The organism is Thiohalocapsa sp. ML1 (assembly GCF_001469165.1).
In the GTDB taxonomy this organism is placed as follows: domain Bacteria; phylum Pseudomonadota; class Gammaproteobacteria; order Chromatiales; family Chromatiaceae; genus Thiohalocapsa.
Genome location: NZ_JABX01000029.1, coordinates 41,543 through 63,688 on the forward strand (window position 1 = coordinate 41,543; position 22,146 = coordinate 63,688).

Genomic DNA, 22,146 nt, shown 5'->3' on the forward strand with positions numbered 1-22,146 from the left:
GCGCTGCCCGTCATGGATCGCTTCGACCGCATCTTCGAGCTGAACCGCATCCTGCAGGCCTCGCGGCACCCGGTGTCGCGCAAGCGCCTGGAGGACGAGCTCGAATGCTCGCGGGCGACGGTCAAGCGCATCATCGAGGATATGCGCTTGTATCTGAACGCGCCGATCGTCTACGACCGCGAGCACAACGGCTATTGCTACGACCAGCGGGAAGGTCAGATGTACGAGCTGCCGGGGCTTTGGTTCAACGCCTCGGAGCTGCACGCGCTCTTGACCGTGCAGCAGCTCCTGGCCGACGTGCAGCCGGGCCTGCTGGAGCCCATGCTGAAACCCCTGCAGCAGCGCATCGACGCGCTGCTAGAGCTTCAGCGCACGGGCTCCGAGGGGCTCGTGGGTCGCATCCGCATGCTGCAGATGGCGGCGCGGCACAACGCCGAGCAGGGCGGTGCCTTCCAGACCGTGGCCGGGGCGCTCGCACAGCGCAAGCGGCTCAGGCTCAAGTACTACAGCCGCTGGCGCGAGTCCCGCGACGAGCGCGACGTGTCGCCGCAGCGGCTCGTGCACTACCGCGACAACTGGTACCTGGACGGCTGGTGCCACCTGCGCGAAGGGCTTAGGACCTTCGCGCTCGACGCCATCGAGCAGGCCGTGGCGCTCGACGAGCCCGCGCTCGACGTGGACGCCGCGGCGCTAGACAGCCACTTCGCGAGCTCTTACGGCATTTTCGCCGGCACGCCGCAACACGAGGCGGTGCTCTGCTTCAGTGCGACCCGGGCGCGCTACGTCGCCAACGAGCGCTGGCACCGCGACCAGCAGGGCCGGCCCCTGGACGACGGCCGCTATGAGCTGCGGGTGCCCTACAGCAACCCCGCCGAGCTGATCATGGACATTCTCAAGTTCGGGCCGGAGGTGGAGGTAATTGCCCCCGTCGGGCTGCGCGAGGCCGTCGCCGAGCGACTGCGCGAGGCGCTGGACCTCTACGGCGCGCCTGCCGAGAGCACAATAACGCCGGTCGTCGGCGATGCCGCCTGAGCCGCATCGCGACAGCCGGCGCATTACGCTGGTCGCGGCCATGGCGCATGATCGCGTCATCGGCCGCGACAACGCGCTGCCTTGGCACCTGCCCGCCGATCTCGCGCACTTCAAGCGCCTCACGCTGGACAAGCCCATCGTCATGGGCCGGCGCACTTGGGAGTCGCTGCCGGGGCTGCTGCCGCGGCGCCGGCATGTCGTCATCACCGCGCAGCGGGATTACCGCGCCGAGGGCTGCGAGCTGGCCAGCTCGCCGGCGGCGGCGCTGGCACTGCTGCGGGATCAGCCGGAGGCGATGATCGTCGGCGGGGCCAGCATCTACGCCGCGCTGCTGCCGGCGGCGACGCATCTGGCGCTGACCTTCGTCGATGCCGACATCCCCGGCGATACGCGCTTTCCGGCCTGGGAGCCGGCGGCATGGCGGGAGGTCGCGCGCGAGCATCGGCCGGCGGACGAGCGCAATGCGTATGCGCTGGAGTTCGTCCTTTTTTCCAGGTGCTAGGTGCGCTAGCCCCTAGCCCCTAGCTCCTAGCTCCTAGCTCCTTCCCCTCAACAGTCGCGGCAGATCTCGTGCGCGAACGCCTCAAGTTTCTGCGTGTCGGCGGCGAACAGGCGAATCCCCTCGGCGAGCTTCTCCGTGGCCATGGCGTCCTCGTTGACGGCCCAGCGGAAGGTCTTCTCATTGAAGCTCTGCCGCGGCAGGTGCATGTCCGCGGCGGCGGCGGGGTCGAGCTTGCGCGGCACATCGCCGTCGGATTCGGCGAGCTCGGCGAGCAGCTTTGGCGCGATGGTCAGGTAGTCGCAGCCGGCGAGCTCCAGGATTTCGTCTACGTTGCGGAAGCTCGCGCCCATGACGATGGTCTCGTAGCCGTGGTGCTTGTAATAGTTGAATATTTCCGTCACCGAGCGCACGCCCGGGTCCTCGTCCGCCGGATAGCCGGGCACGTTCTCGGCGTTCTTGTACCAGTCCAGGATGCGGCCGACGAAGGGCGAGATCAGCGTTACGCCGGCATCTGCGCAGGCCACGGCCTGCGGGAAGCTGAACAATAGGGTTAGGTTGCAGTGGATGCCGCGTCGCTCCAACACCTCGGCGGCGCCGATCCCTTCCCAGGTGGCGGCGATCTTGAACAGGACCTGCTGTGACGGGTCGACGCCGATATCTTCGTAGAGCGCGATCAGCCCCTCGCACCGGGCGATGGTGCCCTCGGTGTCGAAGGACAGCCGGGCGTCGATCTCGGTGGACACGCGCCCGGGGACGATGTTCAGGATCTCGCCGCCGAAGTTCACGGCCAGCTTGTCCATGGTCCAGCGCGCCTGCTCCAGTGCGCTGCCGCCGCGTCCCTTGCCGAAGGCAACGGCGTCTTCCACCAGATGCCGGTACTGTGGCAACTGCGCGGCCTTGTACAGGAGCGACGGGTTTGTCGTGGCGTCCTGCGGCTTGTACTCGGCGATGCTGTCGAAGTCGCCGGTATCGGCGACCACGGTGGTCATGGTCTTGAGTTGGTCGAGCTTGCTCATCGGTGCTCCCGTGGGGACGGAAATCCCGGCCTCTGCGTGCTCGCGCCGTGCGCGCCTGCGGCGGCTGCCGGGCTCTGAAACAGGATTGTCCGGTCGCCTATGCGGCTTTGATAGTTCGGGAATACCCGTACCACGGCGACGAGTCGTGGATTCACCGAGGCGCGAAGGTTTCTTTTTGTAACAAGGAGTTCCGAGAATTGTCATCATTCTGTCATAATATAGATAGGCACAAGGCCGGCGGGCCTGTCGGATCCGGCCCTCGGCCCTCGGCCCTCGGCTTCGGCATCGTTGTGAAGCTTGACGCATCTGCACACATTTAGCGCAGTCAAAGAGTCCAGGAGGTTACACGCAGTTCTCATGAACCCGGTCGCAACGGACTACCTGCTTCCACCTGAGCAGGACATGGACAGCATCGCCGCCGCCATTCGCGCGGCCTTCCGCTGCGAGCAGGAGCCGCCTGCCAGCAGCGAGCGGCGCTTTTTCGACAGCTTTGAATGGAGCCTGTACCAGGCCGGTGCGGCGCTGGAAGAGGTGTCTGCCGCCGGTCGCCGCGAGCTCGTCTGGGAGGATCTCGCCGACAGCGGCGCCGTGCTGGCGCGCCAGTCGATCAGCACCGAGCCGGGGCTCGTCGCCGAGCTGCCGCTGGGGCCGGTGCGCGAGCGCCTCGCGCCGGTGCTCGGCGTGCGCCGGCTCTTGGCGCTTCTGACCCTCACGAGCACCAGCCGGACGCTGCGAGTGCTGAACGCCGACGACAAGACCGTTGTGCGCATCGTGCTAGAGCAGGCGCGCATCGTCGACGATGGCCCTGGCCATGACAGGCTGCTGCCGGCGCGGCTTCGGCTCGTCGGCGTGCGCGGCTATCAAGAGGAGCACGCGGAGGTGTCGGCAGAGCTCCGCGCGCTGCTGCCGCTGGCGCCGGCGCACGCGCCGCTGTTACTGGAAGGCCTTGCCGCCATCGGCCGGCGGCCCGGCGGCTATTCATCGAAGCTCGACTACCGACTCGACCCCGGCGAGCGCGCCGAGGCCGCGACCCGCACCATCCTGCTCGGGCTCCTGGACACCATCGAGGCCAACGTCGACGGCACCCGCCGCAACCTTGACCCCGAGTTTCTGCATGACCTGCGCGTTGCGACGCGCCGCACCCGCTCGGCGCTCGGCCAGATCAAGGGCGTGCTGCCAGCGGCCATCGTCGCGGACTTCAAGGCCCGCTTCGCGTGGCTGCAGCAGGTGACGGGGCCGGTGCGCGACCTTGATGTCTACCTGCTCGACTTCCCGACTCTGAAGGCCGACCTGCCGGCGGCGCTGCGCGAGGACCTGGAACCGCTCAAGGACTGGCTCGCCGGGCATTACGATGCGGCGCAGCGCGCGCTCGCCGACGCGCTGGCGGGCGAGTCCTTCGCCAGGCTCCTGCGCGAGTGGCGGGCGTTCCTGGAGGCGCCGTCGCGGCCGGGGGCAGATCGGGCCGCCAAGCAAGCCACAGCGCCTATCAAGCGCGTCGCGGACAAGCGCATTCGGCGCATGCACCGGCGTGTGCTCGACGAGGGGCGCGCCATCACCGACGCGTCCCCCTCGGAGGAGCTGCACGAGCTGCGCAAGAGCTGCAAGAAGCTCCGCTACCTGATGGAGTTCTTCCAGAGCCTGTACCCGGCCGCCGACATCAAGGAGCTCATCAAGCAGATGAAGCTGCTGCTGGACAATTTGGGCGGCTTTCAGGACCTCGCCGTGCAGGCCGCGCACCTGCGCGAGACCGCGGCGATGATGCAGGCGGCGGGCGCCGCACCGCTCGGCACTTTGCTCGCCATGGGCGCACTCATCGGCCACATGCTGGAGCAGCAGCAGCGGGCGCGGCGGGAGTTTGCACGCATCTTCGCGGACTTCGACAGCGATGCGAACGCGGCGCTGTTCGCGCAGTTGTTCACGCCGCCGAGTGCGCTCGCGGACGCGGAGGTGTCGGCGTGAAGATCATCGGCGTTTACAGCATCAAGGGCGGCGTCGGCAAGACCTCGAGTACCGTCAACCTGGCCTACCTCGCCGCCGCAGGCGGTCATCGCACGCTGGTGTGGGACCTGGACCCGCAGGGGGCCGCGAGCTACTACTTCCGCGTCAAGCCCAAGATCAAGGGTGGCGGCCGGGCGCTGCTGCGCGGCAAGCGCCCGCTGGACGACGTCATCAAGGGGACGGACTTCGAGCTGCTGGACCTGCTGCCGTCGGACTTTTCCTACCGCAACATGGACATCCTGCTGGAGGGCGAGAAGAAGAAGCCCACCGGCCAGCTCCGGCGCCTGCTGAGGCCGCTGGTGGGGGAGTATGACTACGTGCTGTTCGACTGCCCGCCGAGCATCTCGCTGATGTCCGAGAACATCTTCCGCGCCGCCGATGCGCTGTTGGTACCGCTGATTCCGAGCACGTTGTCCGCGCGTACGCTGACGCAGTTGCTCGGCTTTCTGGCCAAACAGGACGGCGTCGGCGCGCTCAAGGTGCTGCCGTTCTTCTCCATGGTCGACGCCGAGCGCAGCCTGCACACGGACACCATCGCCCGGCTCTGTGCCGAGCACCCCGAGATCCTCGCCGCCCGCATCCCGCTCGCCGCCGAGGTGGAGCGCATGGGCCTGCACCGCATGCCGCTGCCGGCCTATGCGCCGTCGAATGCGGCGTCGGCAGCGTATCGGGCGCTGTGGGGGGAGGTTGAACGGGCGGTGTAGGTGGGAAGTACGGAGTACGGAGTACGGAGTACGGAGTACGGGGCCGAAACCGCCGTTCTCACTTCAAACTTCACCCTTCAAACTTCACCCTTCACCCTTCACCCTTCACCCTTCACCCTTCTCCCTTCTCCCTTCTCCCTTCTCCCTTCACCCGCAGCGCTCGCACGATCCGCTCTTCAAGCCAATACACCGGCCGCCACGGCAAGGGGCCGGCGATGAAGCCGACGTGGCCGCCGTGGGCTGCGAGCTCCAGCGTGACGCCGGGCCCGAGCTCGTGCGCGAAGGGCACGCTTGCCGGGAACAGGAAGGGATCATCGAGCGCATGGATGATCAGCGTGTCCAGCTCGATGGCGGGCAGAAACTGCCGGCAGCTCGCGCGCTGGTAGTAGTCGAAAACGCCGGCGAAGCCGTTCAGCGGGGCGGTGATGGCATCGTCGAAGCGGTTGAAGTCGCGGATGTCGTCGAGGGCGAGATCCGGCGCGAGAGCAGGGGGCAGTGGCCGGTCGGCGAACTTGCGCCGGAAGCTCTGCTTTAGCCGCGTGACCAAGTGGTTGCGGTAGATGCGCGAGAGACCGAGGTCGAGCCGCAGCATCGCATCGCGCAGCACAAAGGGCGGTGAGACTGCGATGGCCTGCTCCAAGTGCAGCTCGTCTCGCCCTTCACCGAGGTACTTGAGCAGCAGGTTCGCGCCCAGCGAGAAGCCCACCGCCGCCCGCGGCGGCCCGCCCGGGTCCTGCGCCAGCGCGGCGAGCACCTCGGCCAAGTCGCCGCTGGCCCCGGAGTGATAGGACCGTTCCAGCCGGTTGGGCTCGTCGCCGGCGCCGCGCAGGTGCATGAACAGGGGCCGGAAACCCTCGCGCGCGAGTCGTGCCACCAGCGCGCTGGCGTAGTGGGAGCGCAGGTCCCCCTCCAGGCCGTGGATGATGAGCACGCCGGGGCCGTCGCCCGCGCCGATGGTCAGGTCGATGAAGTCGCCGTCCGCGAGCTCGATGCGCCGGCGGGTCAGCACCAGCCCGTCGGTGGGCGTCGCCCGCCGCGCGAGGCTGCCCCACAAGGTTTGCAAATGCGCGCCGGGCAGCCACCAGGCGGGCTTGAAGTCACTGGTCCTCATCCGGCCCATGCTGGCCTCGCATCGGGGTGGTCGGCGCTCGCGGGCGGTCTTGCGACCCGGCTGCGGTGGCCCGCGGACGTGCTTGGAAATCGGTGCGACAAAAAAACCGCCCCCGGGCAGCCCCGGGGGCGGTCATCTTCGGCAGGTCGGCGCAGGCGTGGCCCGCGCCGTTCTCGCGTGTCAACTGATCTCGGCGGTGCCGCTCTCGGTGGCGCCTTTGTTGTCCACCCAGGTGATCTCGACCGTGTCGCCGGGCTCGCCGCCGTTGAACTTGAACGACAGGTAGGGGTTCTTGGAGATGCCGCCGCTCCACAGCGCGGTCATCACCGTCTGGTCCTTCCACTTCGCAGTCACTTCCTGGATGAAGTGGGCCGGGATGGGCTCGCCGGTGTCTTTGTCCTTGCGGAGCCCGGTTTCCATCTCGTGGCTCATCAGGGACTTGACGGTGGTGACGCCGCCGGTTGCCTTGGCGCGGATCTTGATATTGGACATGTCGGTGTACCTCTGGATCGGTCCGGTCGGTGAAGGGATAGGGCAGGGTGCGGGGTCAGCCGCCGCAGCCGCCGATGGTTACCTTCACGGACTTCGAAGCGCTGAGCAGACCGGCGTCGGTCTGCACGACGGCGACGACGTCGGAGGTCTTGGCCATCTTGATACGCGTCGACACGAAGGGCACCGCGTCGGAGCCCAGCTCGAAGGAGGCGATCAGCGGGGTGTTGTTGCCGCTCGCGATGATCGAGATGGCCTTGGCGTTCTCGACTTCGCTCTCGACGGTCACCGGCACGACGGCGCCGTTCTCGGCGATGTCGGGGGCCTTGACCTTGACCTTGTCGCTGGCCTCGGTGGCGTCGGAGCCGAACAGGTCGCTCAGCGCGGCGGCTTGGCTGTCCGCCGCGAAGGCGGCTTCCGGCCAGTCGGCGAGCACGGCGCCCGGGGTCAGGAGCCCGGCACTCACGGCCACGCCGACGGCGCCGGCACCGAGGGAGCCCTTGAGCAGGATTCTGCGCTTTGCATCGATCATTGGGTGTCTCCTCTGGATCGGTTGGTTGGTTCGTTGGGTCGATCGTCTGATCTGGTTGCGGCAGCCTGCCTGCTGCCGGTCGCGTTGGGCCAACGCGGGCACTGGGTCATCGGCGCACGGCCCACGCGCCGCCAAGCGAACAGGGGGCCGCCGCCCGTGCCGGTCAGCGACCATCGGGGCGATAGCCGGTGGAAGACTGCGGGAAGGCTTAAGTTCCGAACCGACCGTGTACCTTGCATTGCGCTGGTTGTGTCCACCAAGCGTGAAGGGCGACGTGCTGGCATGCGCACAGCGCGCGACTGAGGACAACGGCGGGGCCTCCTGGTGCTTCTCTTTTCTGTTTGCCGTCGATCATTGGCTCCTGTCTGCGGAGCCTTTGTCGAACCCGCAGCGTGCCTGGTTGGGCGACGCGGCGCTGGCCCTCGTCGACGATGGCCGAAGCTTAGCCTATCCATGACGGGGTGGAAATAGCGCTAACCCCTGCTGGCTGTGGCGAAGTTGTGGCTGCGGTTGCGGCCGACGCCGGTCATCGGGGCTTCTTGCGGCTTTGCTCCTCGGTGCGCAGCTCCGCGAGCCGCACCTGGATCTTGGACGCTAAGTGAAAGTCGAGCCCGGGCTGGCGCAACGCGAGCTCCAACTGGCGCACCGCGGGCTCCAAGTCGCCGCTGCGGTACAGGTACTCCGCCCGCCAGCGCATGGCGGCACCCGCGTCGCCAACTTTGCCCGCGGCATCGGCCATGATCTGGTAGACGGGCGTGATGTCCGGGCGCAGGGCCACCAAGCGCTCCAGCGTGGCCAGGGCCTCGGCAGGGCGGCCGGCATCCAGCAGCGCCTCGGCGTAAGCCTGCTGCAGCGGCCAGCTCCCCGGCGCCAGCCCCACGGCGCTTTTGAGGTCGCGCGCGGCCTTGTCCGCGGCGCCGCGGCGCCGGTCGAGCTCCGCCTGCAAGACGACGAGCTCTACCTGGCTCGGGTGCTTTTCGATCAGCGGGGCGAGCTGCTCGGCCGCGTCGCCGAGGCTCCCGGCCCTCGCGAGGGCGCGGGCGTAGCCGTAGCGCTCGGCCGTCTCGTTGCGGTACCGACCCCTGGCCAGGGTGTTTTTGAAGTGGCCGATGGCCTGCTCGGCGCGGTTGTAGGAGCGCTCGCGCAGGTGCGCGCGGGTCAGGTGGAAGCGCAGGCTGTCCGGCCGCTGGCTGTGGCCGAAGCGTTCGGCGCGGGCCATGGCATCGGCGATGCGGTCGCTGGTGACCGGGTGGGTGCGCAGCAGCTCCGGCGCGCCGCTCTCATAGACGCGGTTCGCCTTGGTCAGCTTGTTGAAGAAGCCCGGCATGGCGTAAGGGTCGTGACCGGCACGGGCGAGGGTGTCGATGCCGATGCTGTCGGCCTCTTCTTCGTTGGCGCGGGTGAAGTTGATCTGGCGCTGGACCATGGCCCCTTGCAGGCCCATGAGCGCCGCGGTGCCGACCTGCGAGTCCACCGTCGCACCGAGCACGGCGGCGGCGATGAGCAAGGCCGTGGCCGGGATGGTCATCTGCTTCTGCGCCGCGAAGGCGCGCAGCAGATGGCGCTGGCTGACGTGGGCGACCTCGTGCGCCATCACCGCCGCGAGCTCGGACTCGGTCTCCGCGGCCAGGATCAGCCCCGCGTTGACGCCGATGTTGCCGGACGGGCCGGCGAAGGCATTGATGCGCGGGTCCTCGACGACGAAAAAGTCGTAGCGCCCGCGCGTGTCGCGGCTCGCGGCGACGAGCTTGCGGCCGAGGCTCTGCACGTAATCGGTCAGCAGCGGGTCTTCGGAGACGTCGAGGCTCTTGCGGACCCACTTCATGAACTCCTGGCCCAGCTCGCGCTGCTCGGTCAGCGTCAGCACGGCATCGGCGCTGTTGCCCATGTCCGGCAGGTCCAGCGCATCGCCGACGCTCGCCGCACCGCCGACGAGGCTGCCGCTCAGCACGCACAAGGCGAACAGGACGGCACGAAGGGGTTTGGGAGCGTCGAATCGCATGGTGATGAGGAGCTAGGGGCTAGGTGCTAGGGAACTAGGAGCTAGGGGCTAGGGAACTAGGAGGGCTTGGGGCTAGGAGCTAGCGAGGCGTCGCCTCAGACCGACGAGTCGTGCTGATCGCTATCGAAATCGAAATCGAAATCGGGATCGCTATCGAAATCGAAACCCAACCAAGTGGCAACGGTCCCGATCCCAATCCCGAAAGTGAGCCAAAGCGCCGAGGGCGGAGGCGGGCTCCCTTGGCCCTCGGCCCTCGGCCCTGATGCCTAGGCCCCTAGCCCCTAGCCCCTGTTTTAGTTCAATTGGATCCGCTGTCCCCAAGGCACCGTGCGCTTGCCCTTGACCAGCCAGATCACGGGGTACGGCGGCTCGCGCTCGGGGAGCTGGCCGTCGGCGTCGGTGAAGTAGACGAGCAGGTCCGGACGCAGACCCTGTTTCTCGACCCATTGGAACACGGGCCGGAAGCTGGTGCCGCCGCCACCGCCCAAGCGCTTGGGGCGCTGAAAGTGCTCCCAGGGCTCGAACTCGAAGGGTGCACCCTCACACAGCGTCGCATCGCAGGGCAGCAGGGTCACGCGGGCGCGTACCTGGGCCTTGAGTGCGTCTACCTCGTCGATGAACTCCTGCATTTCGGGGTCCTTGATGGAGCCGGAGGTGTCGAGGGCGACGACGATGTCGAGCTGGTGGCTGCGCAGGCTCGGCATGAGGTAATCGCCCTCGCGCCGCGACGGCCGCGACCAACTGTAGTCTTCGCGGGTGATGCTGTTCATGTAGCGCGCGAGCAGCATGCGCCAGGGCAGTTGCGGCTGGAGCAGGTGGTCGATCATGCGCTTGAGCTCGCCGCGGAGCTTGCCGGCCTGCATCGCCTGCTGCGCGGCGCCGGCCATGCGCTGCTGCCATTGCACCTGCAGCGTTTCGCGCTCGTCCGGGGCCAGCGGCGGCGGCGCGTCGGCAGCACCGTCGTCGCCCTGCTCCGGCTCGACCTGGCCGGCGGCGGCACCGCGGCCGTCGTCGCCGGGCTCGCCCCGGGGCGTGCCGCCGCTCGCGCCGTCCGCCCGCGGCTCGGCACCGCCGCGCTCGCCGTCGTCGCCCTCTGCCCCGCGGGACTGCTGCCGCTGGACGTCGCGCTCGTCGAGGTTGCTCTGCCTGCCCTGCTGGCCGTCCTCGGCGTCGCTGTCGTAGGCGTGGGTGTCGAGGGTCTCGGACTGGTCGTTGTCGTCGAGGAGCGGGTAGATCTCCTCCGCTGTCATGCCCTTGTACAGGGGCATTAGCAGCGCGTTTGGCGGCGGTTTCAGGCCGTCATCGACCAGGAGCGGGTTGATGGCGTAGTCGCAGGCGAGATCCCAGCGGTGCTTGACCCGGTGCTGGCGCCGCGCGAAGTGCGAGAGCGCACAGTGCAGCGCCTCGTGGGCGAGCATGAACTGCGTCTCGTCCAGCGACAGGGCGCCGATGTACTGCGGGTTGTAGTAGAAGGTCTTGGCGTCCGTGGCCGTGGTGGGGCACCAGTCGTCGCGGGCCGGCTGCATCGGCAGCCTGAGCACCAGCGCGCCGAGAAAGGGCTTATCGAGGATCAGCCGCGTGCGCGCCGAGGCGAGCTTGGTCTCGATGGCGCTGAGGTCGATATCGGCGGTGTCGGTCATCGTTGCATACGGCGCTGATCAGTGGCCCGATTCTGTCGGCCCTCGGCCCTCGGCCCTCGGCCCTCGGCCCTCGGCCCTCGGCCCTTACTCGTATAGCATCACATCCGCGACGGCGCTGGCCCAGTCGGCGAAGGCCTGCACCTCGAACAGCTCGTTGCCCACGGCGCGGTGCAGGTCGGACACCAGCATGACGCCCATCTCGCGCTGCGGGAAGCGCCCGGCGTAGGCGAGGATGTTGCCGATGACGGTCTGGTGCTCGGGGGTCGCCTTCGCGCGGATGGCCTTGCCGACCAGCGCCGCGGCCACCGCGTATTGCAGGTCGATCTCGCGCGGGACGGACACCTCTGCGCCGGCGCAGATGGCGTCCAGATCCGGCATCTGATCCAGACTGTTGACGAAGGCCGTCACCTCGACGCCGGCCGCCGGCCCGACGCAGCCCTGCAGCGTGCCCTGGAGCAGTTGCGGCTCGTCCTCGAACTTCTGCAGTGCCCGATGCGCGAACTCCCAGGAGCGCGGCGACGGGAAGGCCACCGGGTTGTGTGCCGGGTCGAAGTCGAACAATAGCTCCGGGCGAAAGCGCAGGAAGGCGATGATGCGCTCGTCGATGCCGCTCGCGTAGGCCCAGGCCACCCAGTCGTCGAGGTGGGTATCCACCTCGAAGTGCGAGAAGCGGTTGGCGAGCGGTGCCGGCATGCTGTACGTCACGCCGCGGTCGCCCTGGCGGTTGCCGGCGGCGAAGATCGCCCATTGCTGCGGCACCTGGTACTCGCCCAGGCGGCGGTCGAGGATCAACTGGTAGGCCGCCGCGGACACGGCTGGTGGTGCGGAGGTGATCTCGTCGAGAAATAGGACGCCCTGCGGGCCGTGGCGCTCGGCATCCGGCAGGATCGCCGGCACTGCCCATTCCACGCGGTCATCGACGCGAAACGGGATGCCGCGCAGGTCGCTCGGCTCCATTTGCGACAGCCGGATGTCGATGACGGGCACGCCGTGACGCTTGGCGAGGTGCGCGACCATTTGCGACTTGCCGACCCCGGGCGGGCCCCACAGCATCACGGGGGTGTGGTGGCCACTGGCGGTGCTGGTAAATTCGCGCTCAAGGACGCGGAGCAGTTGGGCGGGGCGCATGCCGGTTCGGTCTCCTATGGCGGTGCCGCTGTGACAGCGTGCGGCGCCGGGCGCTAGCTGCGCTCGTGCCGATGCGACTGTACGATGTGGTGCGCAGGACGCGGCCGCGCAAGTGCGGTGTCCGGCATGAGGTCGGGACGGTGCCGCCGGGACTTCCCCCTCTCGGTGGTACGCATTAGAAAAAAACGGTATTCTTATCCGTTAAGCTGACCGGGCCGGTCGGGGATCGCCATCACCCAGTCCATCGCCGCAGAAAAGGCGCCGGAGCCGGGCGGTGCGGGGCGGGTCAGCGACAGCCACGGCGACCTGATGCAAGGGTCGCAAGCGCCAAACCAAGAACGCGAATGCGGAGAGCGGAGATGAACCAGTTCTACTACGACGCCGTAACCAAGATGGAGCAGTTGGGTGTCGACGACGAGTACGTGCAGGGTTGGCAGTGCGGTTTCCTGCAGAACCCGAAGCGCGAGGATCAGCGCCTCACCGAGGCCTACGAGGCCGGCTACGCCGACGGCGAAGAGAAAAACACCGACAACTTCGGCGAGTGGGTCAAGAGCTGACCGCCGGATGATCTGCCCTGCGCGCGCGCTTGCAGGTGCGCTGCCCCGGGCATCGGGAACCAGGTTTTCGGTCGGGCCGCCACCATGGTCCGGCCGGCACGCAGACGAGGCGGGTGATCCCCGCCTTTTCTTTTGCCATCATGGTGCCCTTTCCCGGCACGGATTTTCGCACCTGATGACTAGCTATACCGCTGCCCGGCGGCTGCGGGCCCTGCTCGCGGAGCCCGGCTGCCGGACCATGCCCTGTTGCTTCGACGCCCTGTCCGCACGCCTCGTCGAGCAGGCGGGCTTTCCACTGACCTTCATGAGCGGCTTCGCCGTGTCGGCGGCGCGCGCGGCGCTGCCGGATACGGGGCTCCTGTCGGTGACGGAGATGCTCGACCAGGGCCGCTCCATCTGCGATGCCGTCTCCATCCCCGTCATCGGCGACGGCGACACGGGCCACGGTAACGTGGTCAACGTGCATCGCACCGTGGCGCAGTTCGCCAGGGCCGGCTTCGCCGGGATCATGATCGAGGACCAGGTAGCACCCAAGCGCTGTGGCCACACCGGCGTGCGCCAGGTGGTGGAGCGCGCCGAAGCCGAGCGGCGCATCCGCGCCGCGGTCGCCGCCCGGGAGGCCGGCGCGGATCTGATCATCGTCGCCCGCACCGATGCCCGCAGCGCGCTGGAAGCCGCGGCAGGCCCGGAGCGGGCGCTCGCCGAGGCCATCGACCGGCTCAAGGCCTTCGCGGACTTGGGCGCCGACGTGCTCTTTCTGGAGGCGCCGCGCAACGAGGCCGAGATGGCGCGCTGCACGCGTGAGGCCCCCGGCCTGCACATGGTGAACATGCTGGAAGACGGCATCACGCCGCTCCTGCCCGACGCGCGCTTGGCGGAGCTCGGCTACAAGCTCGCGGCCTACCCGCTGACGCTCCTGGCCTGCGCCGTGCATGCGATGCAGGTGGCGCTGGCGCAGCTCGGCGCCGGGCAGGTGCCGCAGTACCGCGTGAGCTTCGAGGCGCTGCGCGCTCTGGTGGGCTTCGATGCCTACGACGCGATGCTGGCCCGCTACGAGGCGCCGCCCAAGGCGTCGCGTTGAATGCCTATTTGGCCCACTAGACTTGCGGAGCCCGCTCCTTGCCGCAAGTCGAAGGGCCGAGGGCCGAGGGCCGAGGGCCGAGGAGGCCTCCCTTGGCCCTAGGCCCTTTTGCCCCACGCAAATCTAGACCCATGCCCGACAACAGCTACCTGAAAGACCTGATTCTGCTCCGCAACGACCCGAGCAAGGTCGGCCCCGTGCGTGCGGCCGCCGAGCGCGGCGAGGTGGACGCGCAGTACGCGCTGGGCCTGATCTACGCGGAAGGGCGCGGTGTGGCCATCGACCTCGCGCAGGCGCACTACTGGCTGTCGCTGGCCATCGAGCAGGGCGACCGCGACGCGGAGCTGCTGCGCAACATCGTCGGCAGCCAGATGAGCGACGAGGAATACGCCGCCGCCAAGCGGCTGCGCGCCGGGGCGGCGCTCAAGCTCGTCGCCGCTGCCGGTGCCGGCGATCCGCCCGACGCGGGCTGACCGGTCTCGACCGCGCTTCTCGACCGCGCTCAAATGCCCCCCATCGTCCGCGCCGACGGGCTCGTGAAGCGCTACGGCGGCTTCACGGCCGTCGCCGGCGTCAGCTTCGACATCCCGGCCGGCTGCTGCTTCGGCGTGCTCGGCCCCAACGGCGCCGGCAAGACCACCACGCTGCGCATGATCCTCGGCATGACGCCAATGACGGCGGGTAGCCTCAGCGTCTTCGGGCTCGGCATGCCCGCGGACGGCCGCGCCATTCGCCGGCGCATCGGCGTCGTGCCGCAGGCCGACAACCTGGACCCGGACTTCCGCGTCGATGAGAACCTGGAGGTGCACGCGAGCTACTTCGGCATCGACGCCGCCACCGCCCGTGCGCGGGTGCCGGAGCTGTTGGCGTTCGCGAACCTCACCGACCGCCGCCATGCCAAGACGGACACGCTCTCCGGCGGCATGAAGCGCCGGCTCACCATCGCCCGGGCGCTGATCAACGCGCCGGATTTGGTGATGCTCGATGAGCCCACCACCGGCCTCGACCCGCAGGCGCGGCACGTCATCTGGTCGCGACTCGCGGCGCTCAAGGCCCGCGGCACGACGCTCCTGCTGACCACGCACTATATGGAAGAGGCCGAGCGGCTCTGCGACGAGCTCGTGATCATGGACCAAGGCCGAATCCTGGACCGCGGCACGCCGCGGGAGCTGATCCGCCGCCACGTGGAGCCGGAGGTCATCGAGGTGCGCGCGGGCGACACCGCGCGCTTTCGGGCCTTCGCCGAGCACCACGGCTGCCGGCTCGAGCAGCAGGGCATGAGCCTCTATTGTTACGGGCAGGACAGCGCACCGCTGCTCGGGTTCCTGCAGCAGGATGCGGACCTGGTCTACCTGCATCGCCCGGCCGGGCTGGAGGATGTGTTCCTCCGGCTCACCGGCCGGGAGCTGCGCGACTGATGGCCGCAGACTGGTCGCTGCCGCGCCCCGGCCGCGGTGCGCTCGCCGTGTGGCGGCGCAACCTGCGGGTCTGGCGCAAGCTGCTCGCGCCGGCGGTGGTGCTCAACTTCGGCGAGCCGACGCTGTACCTGCTCGGCCTCGGCTTCGGCCTGGGGGCCTTCATCGACACCATGAGCGGCATGCCGTACCTGGTGTTTCTCGCCTCGGGCATCATCGCCTCCAGCGCCATGACCACGGCGAGCTTCGAGGCGACCTATTCGGTGTTCACGCGCATGCAGGTGCAGCGCACCTACGAGGCCATGCTGGCGACGCCGCTGACGCTCGACGATATCCTCGCCGGGGAGCTCCTGTGGTGCGCGACCAAGGCCACCTTCAGCGCCGCGGCCATCTTGGCCGTGGCGACGCTGCTCGGCGTCGTCGGCGGCTGGCAGGCGCTCTGGGTGCTGCCGCTGGCCTTCCTGATCGGGCTGTGTTTCGCCGGCCCCGCGCTCGTGATGAGCGCGGTGTCGGACAACTACGATTTCTTCAACTACTACTTCGTGCTGGGCGTGACGCCGATGCTGATCCTGTCCGGGGTGTTCTACCCCATCGAGGGGCTGCCGGAGGGCGCGCAGGCGGCCATCCAGGTCTTGCCGCTGGCCCACGCCATCGCGCTGACCCGCCCGCTGGTGGCGGGGCTGCCCGTCAACGACGTGCTGCTCCATGTCGCCGTGCTCGTCGCCTATGCCGCGGGCGGCTTCCATGTGGCGCTGGCACTCACGCGGCGGCGGCTGCTCGTTTGACGCGGCGGCGGGTCCGCGGCTTGACGGCGCCGAGGGTTTTCAGATGAGCCAGGTTGCCAACGGAAGAAGGGCCAAGGGAGGAGCCCTCCTCGGCCCTCGGCCCTCGGCCCTTGGTTCACCTGCGGCGACGACCGGAAGTGCGCAAGAAAGCGCTCCGCGTCCTGGTCGGTCTGAGGCTGCGCCTCGCTAGGCTTCAGGCCGCGCGCGAGCCGAGCTGCGTCTGGCGCGAGACCAGGCGCTGCATCATGCGCAGATCCCGCGACTCGATGCGCAGCGCCGCGTCCACCCAGATCTGCACGATGCGATCGAGCTCTGCAAAGGTAATGGGATCGATGCTGTCGCGCGCCCGGCGCAGCGCGGCGAAGCCGTTGCGCGCGCGCTCCTCGCGGCGGATGTGGGCGTAGACGGCGAGCTCGCCCTCGCCCGGCTCCGCGAGCACGTCCACGAGACCCATGTCGTAGAGCGTCTCGGCACTGTAGAGCTCGCCGCTCAGGATCATGCGCTCCGCCTGCTTCGGTCCCAGCTTGCGCGAGAGCAGGCTGTAGGCGCCCATGCCCGGGAACAGGTTGAACAGGATCTCCGGGAAGCCGAGCTGCGTCCCCTTCTCGGCGATCAGCACGTCACTCGAGAGCGCCGCCTCGAAGCCGCCGCCGAGGGCATCGCCCTGCACTAGCGAGATGGTCGTGATGGGCCGGCCGAAGCGGGACATGTTCGCGTACAGCGCGTCGATGCACTTCCTGCCGTAGCGGTACAGGCCGTCGCGGTCCTTGCGCTGGATGTGGCTGTGGAACAGGTCGAGGTCGCCGCCTAAGTTGTAGGTGCCGGGCCGCGCCGAGGCGATGACGTGGTAGTGCATGTCGAGCGTGCCGCCGTGGCGGCGCAGGTGGCTGAACCAGTCGTTCAGCTCGTCCAGCATGCCGTCGCTGAAGCAGGGACGGCCCTCGGGCTGCATGTAGCACCAGCCGACCTGGTGCTGCTTGTCGATGTGGACGGCGAGCTGCTCGTAGGACGGGGTGGCGCAGGTCAGATCGATGATGGAAGCGAACGCGTGCATTGCAATGGACTCCGGGTCGACGGTTGGGTTGATGCCGAACCGGGTCCGCCGCGGCCAGCAACACCCCTGACGGCCGACTAGCCGCACGGACGACGTTGCAGCGCCGCGCGCACGGGCCCGGGTTCGGGGTCGTTGTGCGTGCCGAGAATGTGTTCTTTGTATTGCTCCATGCGGCGTCCCGCCCGCTCGGGGCAGGGCGGTCGAGAGCATGGCGTGGGGGTTTGCTGCCCCCGTGCCGGGCGCGCGAGCGCCCTGTTTTGCCGGCCTTGGCCCTTCGCCCGTGGGCTGGCGTGTCGGCGCCGGTCGCTTTGCCGTGATGTGCCGAGTACGGGCAAGGCCTATCCCGGATACCACTTGATTCCCATTCTGCGGGAAAGGCGATCTACTGATTCGATGCTGGGGAAAGCGCTGACCACGTTTTTCGGTAGTAGCCCCGGGACGGCCGGCGACTTGACGCCCGAGCCGCATCAGGGCATGGCCGCGGGCTGCGTCTGTCCGCCGCATCAACGCCGAGCGCCGAGCGCCGAGTGCGGCGCAAGCCGGAGGCGTCCACGCGCATGGGCCATCGATTGATCTGGCGCAGGCAATCCGGACTCGCCGCCGGTGACCGGGCACTGCCGGCCGGATCGCGGGCCTGGGTCAATTGACGGGTTTCCGGCGCCTGTCTATCTTGTTTGACACCTTGGCGCGACAAGCCGAATTGACATTCCGGGTCCGCGACCCGGACAGCGAGGCCGACCAACTGTGGATGCCCTGCAACGCATCGAGCGCGCCCTGCTCGCCGCCCTGGACCTGGGTATTGCCCCGGACGGGCCGCCACGCCTCGGCGCCGCCGCCCGCCATGCGGTGCTGACGCCGGGCTCCCGCGCCCGCCCGCGCCTGGTGCTCGCGGTAGCCGCGGCCTGCGGCGACGACGCCCCGGCCGTGTCCGACGCCGCCGCCGCGTCGCTGGAGCTGCTGCACTGTGCATCGCTCGTGCACGACGACATGCCCGTCTTCGACGACGCCGACACCCGCCGCGGCGAGCCCACGGTGCACAAGCTCTACGGCGATCAGATCGCGCTCTTGGTTGGCGACGGGCTCATCGTGCTGGCATTCGAGAACCTCGCCTGGCACGCGCGCCTGCATCCGCAGCGCCTGGGGCCTCTGACGCTGATCACCGCCCGCGCCGTCGGCATCGGCCACGGCATCGTTGCCGGGCAAGCCTGGGAATGCGAAGAGCACGTGGACCTGACCCAGTACCACCGCGAGAAGACCGCGGCGCTGTTCTCGGCAGCCACCGAAGCCGGCGCTGCCGCCGCGGGCATGGAGCCCGCCCCCTGGCACACCCTCGGCGAGAACCTGGGCCTGGCCTACCAGGTGGCGGACGACCTGCGCGATGTCACCGGCGATGCCGCGGCCCTCGGCAAGCCGGTGGGTCAGGACGCCGTCCATGGCCGCCCGAGTGCCGTGTCCGAGCTCGGCGTCGACGGTGCCATCGCGCGCCTGACCGCACTGCTCGACGAGGCCGTCGCGTCCATCCCGGCGTGTCCCGGCCGCGACAAGCTCGCCGCGATGGCGCGTGCGGAAATGGAGCGGCTGTTGCCGAAAGGACTCAGGGCCAGGGGCTAGGCGCCAGGCGCCAGGCGCCAGGCGCTGGGAGCTGAACAAGCATTTGTCCGACCATCACAGGAACTAACACCCGTGGAGTTGTCATTCATCGACCGCTGGCGCGCTTGGCGCGACGCCAAGCTCGCGAGTCCCGTCTTCCAGCGCTGGGCGGCGGACTTTCCGCTGACCCGCTTCGAGGCCGCCCGGCGCGCCCGTGGGCTGTTCGACATCACCGCGGGCTTCGTCTACTCGCAGATCCTGTTCGCCTGCGTGGAGTTGGAACTGTTCGACAAGCTCGCAGACAAGCCTCGCACCGCCGCGGATCTGGCGCCGGACATGGGCATGGACGTGATCGCCGCGGACCGGCTGCTGCGCGCGGCCGTCGCCATCGATCTATTGGAGCGCCGCGGCACGGATGTGTCCGGGACCGCCCGCTATGGCCTCGGCAAGCTCGGTATTGCGATGCCGGGCAACCCCGGCATTGCCGCGATGGTTCGTCACCACCGCATGCTTTATCACGACCTCGATGATCCGCTCGCGCTGTTTCGCGGTGAGCTCAAAGAGACCGAGCTCGGCCGCTACTGGTCCTACGCCGGCTCTGCGGACCCGGCCGCCGACGGCGACGAGCGCGTGGCGGAGTACAGCACGCTCATGTCCGCCTCCAGCGGCTTCGTCGCTGAGGACACGCTCGATGCCTACTCGCTCAAGGCGCACCGCTGCCTGATGGATGTCGGCGGCGGCGAGGGCCGCTTCCTGCGCAAGGCCGGCGAGCGCTGGCCGCACCTGCAACTGATGCTGTTCGACCTGCCCGCCGTCGTGGCCCGGGCCGAGCAGGGCTTCCAAGCAGAAGGCATGGCCGCGCGCGTGCGCGTGGTCGGCGGCGACATCAAGGCCGACGGCCTGCCCGCCGGTGCCGACATCATCTCCCTCGTGCGCGTGCTGCTGGACCACGACGACGACGGGGCGCTGGCCATCCTGCGCGCCGTGCGCAAGGCGCTGCCGGCGGGCGGCACGCTGCTCATCACCGAGCCCATGTCCGAAACACCCGGCGCCGAGCCCGTCGGCGACGCCTACTTTGGCCTGTACCTGCTCGCCATGGGCAGCGGGCGCACCCGCCCGCCGCGGGAGCACAAGGCCATGCTGCGTGCGGCCGGCTTCGACCAGAGCCGGCTAGTGCGCACGCGTCGGCCGCTGCAAACGCGGGTCATTGTGGCCAAAGCCACGTAGCCGGCATGGTATTGCAGCGGCTGGTTGACAGGTGTACTGTAAATTTATATTGACATCGGAACGGGTCAAGCTAGACTGACACTACGTTGAATGGCCGCACCGCGAGGCTCCGCTCGCAACGCTAGGCCCATCGATCTTCCGGTCCGCCAACCCAGAGCTTCTGCAAAGCGACAAGGCATCGTGACCACCGCCGCCGACATGACCGCCGCACTGACCGCGCAAGCCGTGGTGCTCGAAGAGCCCCGTAGGCTCGGGCTGCGGCGGCTCGCGCTGACGCCGCCCACCGCGGCGGACTGCGTTGTCGATGTCGACTTCAGCGGCATCAGCACCGGCACCGAGCGCCTGCTCTGGACCGGGCGCATGCCGCCGTTCCCGGGCATGGGCTATCCGTTGGTGCCGGGCTACGAGTCCGTCGGCCGCGTCATCGAGGCGGGCACCGACAGCGGCCGTGCGGTGGGCGACTGGGTGTTCGTGCCCGGCGCGCGTTGCTACGGCGACATCCACGGCCTGTTCGGCGGCGCCGCGTCCCGCGTCGTGGTCCCCGGTGCACGCCTGCTGGCGGTGCCGGAAGCGCTGGCCGAGCAGGGCGTGCTGTTGGCGCTGGCGGCCACCGCGCAGCATGCGGTGGCGGGCTCGGCCCAGGCCTCCGCCGGGTCGGAAAAGCGCCTGCCGGAGCTGATCGTCGGCCACGGCGTGCTCGGGCGGCTCCTGGCGCGCGTCGTCATCGCCGCCGGCGGTCGGCCCCCGGTGGTCTGGGAAACGAACCCAATCCGCGCCAACGGGGCCACCGGCTACGACGTCATCGACCCGGCGCAGGACAGCCGGCATGACTACGACGTCATCCTCGACGCGAGCGGCGATCCGACGCTGCTCAACGGCCTGATCGGGCGTCTCGCCCGCGGCGGCGAGATCGTGCTCGCCGGCTTCTACGAGGCGCCCATCAGCTTCGATTTCCCGCCTGCCTTCATGCGCGAGCTGCACCTGCGTGTGGCGGCGGAGTTCAAAGAGCCGGATCTATTGGCCGTGCGTGACGCGCTGGACGAAGGGCGCTTGTCCTTCGACGGCCTCATCACGCATCGCAGCCCCGTCGCCGATGCCGCCGCGGCCTATGCGACGGCCTTCGATGATCCGACCTGCCTAAAAATGATTCTCGATTGGAGGGGGGCGAATGGGTAACTCTGGGGCCACTGCCGCGAGCGCCGTCAACGTGGGTCTGCCGGAACAACCGGCAGCCTTGTCCGAGGCGAGCCTGCCTGCGACCAAGCAGACGCAGATCATCGCGATCTACGGCAAAGGCGGTATCGGCAAGAGTTTCACGCTCGCGAACCTGAGCTACATGATGGCGCAGCAGGGCAAGAAGGTGCTGCTCATCGGCTGCGACCCGAAGTCCGACACCACCACGCTGCTGTTCGGCGGCAAGGCCTGCCCCACCATCATCGAGACCAGCGCCAAGAAAAAGGCCGCCGGTGACCAAGTGACCATCGGCGACGTCTGCTTCAAACGCGACGGCGTCTTCGCGATGGAGCTCGGCGGACCCGAGGTCGGCCGCGGCTGCGGCGGGCGCGGCATCATCCACGGCTTCGAGCTGCTGGAGAGCCTGGGCTTCCACGAGTGGGACTTCGACTTCGTGCTGCTCGACTTCTTGGGCGACGTGGTCTGCGGCGGCTTCGGCCTGCCCATCGCCCGCGACATGTGCCAGAAGGTCATCGTCGTCGGCTCCAACGACCTGCAATCCCTGTACGTCGCGAACAACGTCTGCTCCGCGGTCGAGTACTTCCGCGGCTTGGGCGGCAACGTCGGCGTCGCCGGCATCGTCATCAACAAGGACGACGGCACCGGCGAGGCGCAGGCCTGGGCCGAGCAGGCCGGCGTGCCCGTGCTGGCGTCCATCCCGGCGGACGAAGACATCCGCCGCAAGAGCGCCGCCTACCAGATCATCGGCATGCCCGGCGGGCAATGGGCGCCGCTGTTCGAGACCCTCGGCGCCAACGTCGCCGAAGCGCCGCCGATGCGCCCGAAGCCCCTGTCCGCCGACGAGCTCCTAAACCTGTTCTCCGGCGACGCCGTGGGTCGCGACGTGGTGCTTGAGCCCGCGACGGTCGAAGACATGTGCGGCAAGTCGAGCCTCGACAAGCCGTCCCTCGAAGTCATCTACGACGACGTCTGAGCGGGCAGCGAGTCATGCAGGCCAAGGTCTACTACATGTCCGCCAACGATGGCCGCGCCGATGCGCCGGCCACCGCCGGCAGCGAAGTCGTCTACGACGACGCCGCCCGGGCGCCG

General features: G+C 68.8%; 21 protein-coding genes. 13 read left to right on the forward strand and 8 right to left on the reverse strand.

Annotation, left to right across the window (positions count from 1 at the left end; genetic code table 11):
* Positions 1 to 12: 12 nt before the first annotated feature.
* Both ML01_RS17560 and ML01_RS17565 read left to right on the forward strand, forming a co-directional pair.
* Complete coding sequence (locus tag ML01_RS17560) at positions 13 to 1,032, forward strand: YafY family protein (protein ID WP_058556704.1); 1,020 nt, start codon at positions 13 to 15, stop codon at positions 1,030 to 1,032.
* Positions 1,022 to 1,534 carry a dihydrofolate reductase gene (locus ML01_RS17565; protein WP_058556705.1) on the forward strand — a complete coding sequence of 171 codons (513 nt, stop codon included), beginning with the start codon at positions 1,022 to 1,024 and terminating at the stop codon, positions 1,532 to 1,534. The genes ML01_RS17560 and ML01_RS17565 overlap by 11 nt, the downstream gene beginning before the upstream one ends.
* A gap of 47 nt (positions 1,535 to 1,581) precedes the next feature.
* On the opposite strand, the gene tal is transcribed toward ML01_RS17565, so the two are convergent.
* Entirely contained in the window at positions 1,582 to 2,550 is a 969-nt protein-coding gene (gene tal, locus ML01_RS17570; protein ID WP_058556706.1) for a transaldolase, read from the reverse strand.
* Between the two features lie 357 nt (positions 2,551 to 2,907).
* Between tal and ML01_RS27525 the strand changes: the two genes are divergently transcribed.
* Together ML01_RS27525 and ML01_RS17580 are read left to right on the forward strand one after the other, a co-directional pair.
* Positions 2,908 to 4,509, forward strand: coding sequence for a CHAD domain-containing protein (locus ML01_RS27525; RefSeq protein WP_156427807.1), 1,602 nt, complete (start codon positions 2,908 to 2,910; stop codon positions 4,507 to 4,509).
* Positions 4,506 to 5,252, forward strand: a complete 747-nt coding sequence (locus ML01_RS17580) for a ParA family protein (protein WP_058556707.1) — start codon at positions 4,506 to 4,508, stop codon at positions 5,250 to 5,252. Before ML01_RS27525 ends, ML01_RS17580 begins: the two co-directional genes overlap by 4 nt.
* Before the next feature lie 112 nt (positions 5,253 to 5,364).
* Here ML01_RS17580 and ML01_RS17585 read toward each other — a convergent pair whose 3' ends face one another.
* The 6 genes from ML01_RS17585 to ML01_RS17610 all read right to left on the reverse strand — a co-directional run bounded on the left by ML01_RS17585 (position 5,365) and on the right by ML01_RS17610 (position 12,154).
* Positions 5,365 to 6,372 (reverse strand): YheT family hydrolase, encoded by a 1,008-nt coding sequence (locus tag ML01_RS17585; RefSeq protein WP_058556708.1) that lies wholly within the window; start codon positions 6,370 to 6,372, stop codon positions 5,365 to 5,367.
* Between the two features lie 171 nt (positions 6,373 to 6,543).
* Positions 6,544 to 6,855, reverse strand: a complete 312-nt coding sequence (gene soxZ / locus ML01_RS17590) for a thiosulfate oxidation carrier complex protein SoxZ (protein ID WP_058556709.1) — start codon at positions 6,853 to 6,855, stop codon at positions 6,544 to 6,546.
* Positions 6,856 to 6,910: 55 nt separating this feature from the next.
* The gene (gene soxY / locus ML01_RS17595) at positions 6,911 to 7,384 is read right to left on the reverse strand and encodes a thiosulfate oxidation carrier protein SoxY (RefSeq protein ID WP_058556710.1); all 474 of its coding nucleotides are present in this window, start codon (positions 7,382 to 7,384) and stop codon (positions 6,911 to 6,913) included.
* 526 nt (positions 7,385 to 7,910) lie between these two features.
* Positions 7,911 to 9,386 carry a M48 family metalloprotease gene (locus ML01_RS17600; protein ID WP_058556711.1) on the reverse strand — a complete coding sequence of 492 codons (1,476 nt, stop codon included), beginning with the start codon at positions 9,384 to 9,386 and terminating at the stop codon, positions 7,911 to 7,913.
* Between the two features lie 293 nt (positions 9,387 to 9,679).
* Entirely contained in the window at positions 9,680 to 11,026 is a 1,347-nt protein-coding gene (locus tag ML01_RS17605; RefSeq protein WP_173865197.1) for a VWA-like domain-containing protein, read from the reverse strand.
* 84 nt (positions 11,027 to 11,110) lie between these two features.
* A complete protein-coding gene (locus ML01_RS17610) occupies positions 11,111 to 12,154 on the reverse strand; it encodes an AAA family ATPase (protein WP_058556712.1) in 1,044 nt (347 codons plus the stop codon).
* 359 nt (positions 12,155 to 12,513) lie between these two features.
* Here ML01_RS17610 and ML01_RS17615 point away from each other — a divergent pair, with 359 nt between their 5' ends.
* The 5 genes from ML01_RS17615 to ML01_RS17635 all read left to right on the forward strand — a co-directional run bounded on the left by ML01_RS17615 (position 12,514) and on the right by ML01_RS17635 (position 15,992).
* Positions 12,514 to 12,711 carry a hypothetical protein gene (locus tag ML01_RS17615; RefSeq protein WP_058556713.1) on the forward strand — a complete coding sequence of 66 codons (198 nt, stop codon included), beginning with the start codon at positions 12,514 to 12,516 and terminating at the stop codon, positions 12,709 to 12,711.
* A gap of 175 nt (positions 12,712 to 12,886) precedes the next feature.
* Positions 12,887 to 13,792, forward strand: coding sequence for an oxaloacetate decarboxylase (locus ML01_RS17620; RefSeq protein ID WP_058556714.1), 906 nt, complete (start codon positions 12,887 to 12,889; stop codon positions 13,790 to 13,792).
* A 131-nt stretch (positions 13,793 to 13,923) separates the two neighbouring features.
* Positions 13,924 to 14,265, forward strand: a complete 342-nt coding sequence (locus ML01_RS17625) for an SEL1-like repeat protein (protein ID WP_058556715.1) — start codon at positions 13,924 to 13,926, stop codon at positions 14,263 to 14,265.
* 33 nt (positions 14,266 to 14,298) lie between these two features.
* Positions 14,299 to 15,210 (forward strand): ATP-binding cassette domain-containing protein, encoded by a 912-nt coding sequence (locus tag ML01_RS17630; protein ID WP_058556716.1) that lies wholly within the window; start codon positions 14,299 to 14,301, stop codon positions 15,208 to 15,210.
* Positions 15,210 to 15,992 (forward strand): ABC transporter permease, encoded by a 783-nt coding sequence (locus ML01_RS17635; protein WP_058556717.1) that lies wholly within the window; start codon positions 15,210 to 15,212, stop codon positions 15,990 to 15,992. Before ML01_RS17630 ends, ML01_RS17635 begins: the two co-directional genes overlap by 1 nt.
* A 193-nt stretch (positions 15,993 to 16,185) precedes the next feature.
* Here the strand turns inward: ML01_RS17635 and ML01_RS17640 are convergent, their stop codons facing one another.
* Positions 16,186 to 17,046: a crotonase/enoyl-CoA hydratase family protein gene (locus ML01_RS17640; RefSeq protein WP_058556718.1), complete on the reverse strand. Its 861-nt coding sequence runs from the start codon at positions 17,044 to 17,046 to the stop codon at positions 16,186 to 16,188.
* Between the two features lie 744 nt (positions 17,047 to 17,790).
* Here ML01_RS17640 and ML01_RS17645 point away from each other — a divergent pair.
* From ML01_RS17645 to ML01_RS17660, 4 genes are all read left to right on the forward strand, one after another.
* Positions 17,791 to 18,657 carry a polyprenyl synthetase family protein gene (locus ML01_RS17645; protein WP_058556719.1) on the forward strand — a complete coding sequence of 289 codons (867 nt, stop codon included), beginning with the start codon at positions 17,791 to 17,793 and terminating at the stop codon, positions 18,655 to 18,657.
* A 72-nt stretch (positions 18,658 to 18,729) separates the two neighbouring features.
* Positions 18,730 to 19,863: a methyltransferase gene (locus ML01_RS17650; RefSeq protein WP_058556720.1), complete on the forward strand. Its 1,134-nt coding sequence runs from the start codon at positions 18,730 to 18,732 to the stop codon at positions 19,861 to 19,863.
* Between the two features lie 198 nt (positions 19,864 to 20,061).
* Complete coding sequence (gene bchC, locus ML01_RS17655) at positions 20,062 to 21,039, forward strand: chlorophyll synthesis pathway protein BchC (RefSeq protein ID WP_058556735.1); 978 nt, start codon at positions 20,062 to 20,064, stop codon at positions 21,037 to 21,039.
* Complete coding sequence (locus ML01_RS17660; protein ID WP_058556721.1) at positions 21,032 to 22,030, forward strand: chlorophyllide a reductase iron protein subunit X; 999 nt, start codon at positions 21,032 to 21,034, stop codon at positions 22,028 to 22,030. The genes bchC and ML01_RS17660 overlap by 8 nt, the downstream gene beginning before the upstream one ends.
* Positions 22,031 to 22,146: the final 116 nt, after the last annotated feature.

Bases quoted from the DNA above. Each gene is read 5' to 3' on its own strand.
- ML01_RS17565 (WP_058556705.1), top strand. From the start codon at position 1,022: ATGCCGCCTGAGCCGCATCGCGACAGCCGGCGCATTACGCTGGTCGCG.
- ML01_RS17605 (WP_173865197.1), bottom strand. From the start codon at position 11,026: ATGACCGACACCGCCGATATCGACCTCAGCGCCATCGAGACCAAGCTC.
- ML01_RS17625 (WP_058556715.1), top strand. From the start codon at position 13,924: ATGCCCGACAACAGCTACCTGAAAGACCTGATTCTGCTCCGCAACGAC.
- soxY (WP_058556710.1), bottom strand. From the start codon at position 7,384: ATGATCGATGCAAAGCGCAGAATCCTGCTCAAGGGCTCCCTCGGTGCC.
- ML01_RS27525 (WP_156427807.1), top strand. From the start codon at position 2,908: ATGAACCCGGTCGCAACGGACTACCTGCTTCCACCTGAGCAGGACATG.
- ML01_RS17640 (WP_058556718.1), bottom strand. From the start codon at position 17,046: ATGCACGCGTTCGCTTCCATCATCGATCTGACCTGCGCCACCCCGTCC.
- ML01_RS17585 (WP_058556708.1), bottom strand. From the start codon at position 6,372: ATGGGCCGGATGAGGACCAGTGACTTCAAGCCCGCCTGGTGGCTGCCC.
- ML01_RS17615 (WP_058556713.1), top strand. From the start codon at position 12,514: ATGAACCAGTTCTACTACGACGCCGTAACCAAGATGGAGCAGTTGGGT.
- ML01_RS17610 (WP_058556712.1), bottom strand. From the start codon at position 12,154: ATGCGCCCCGCCCAACTGCTCCGCGTCCTTGAGCGCGAATTTACCAGC.
- tal (WP_058556706.1), bottom strand. From the start codon at position 2,550: ATGAGCAAGCTCGACCAACTCAAGACCATGACCACCGTGGTCGCCGAT.
- ML01_RS17600 (WP_058556711.1), bottom strand. From the start codon at position 9,386: ATGCGATTCGACGCTCCCAAACCCCTTCGTGCCGTCCTGTTCGCCTTG.
- ML01_RS17660 (WP_058556721.1), top strand. From the start codon at position 21,032: ATGGGTAACTCTGGGGCCACTGCCGCGAGCGCCGTCAACGTGGGTCTG.
- bchC (WP_058556735.1), top strand. From the start codon at position 20,062: ATGACCGCCGCACTGACCGCGCAAGCCGTGGTGCTCGAAGAGCCCCGT.
- ML01_RS17560 (WP_058556704.1), top strand. From the start codon at position 13: ATGGATCGCTTCGACCGCATCTTCGAGCTGAACCGCATCCTGCAGGCC.
- ML01_RS17630 (WP_058556716.1), top strand. From the start codon at position 14,299: ATGCCCCCCATCGTCCGCGCCGACGGGCTCGTGAAGCGCTACGGCGGC.
- soxZ (WP_058556709.1), bottom strand. From the start codon at position 6,855: ATGTCCAATATCAAGATCCGCGCCAAGGCAACCGGCGGCGTCACCACC.
- ML01_RS17635 (WP_058556717.1), top strand. From the start codon at position 15,210: ATGGCCGCAGACTGGTCGCTGCCGCGCCCCGGCCGCGGTGCGCTCGCC.
- ML01_RS17620 (WP_058556714.1), top strand. From the start codon at position 12,887: ATGACTAGCTATACCGCTGCCCGGCGGCTGCGGGCCCTGCTCGCGGAG.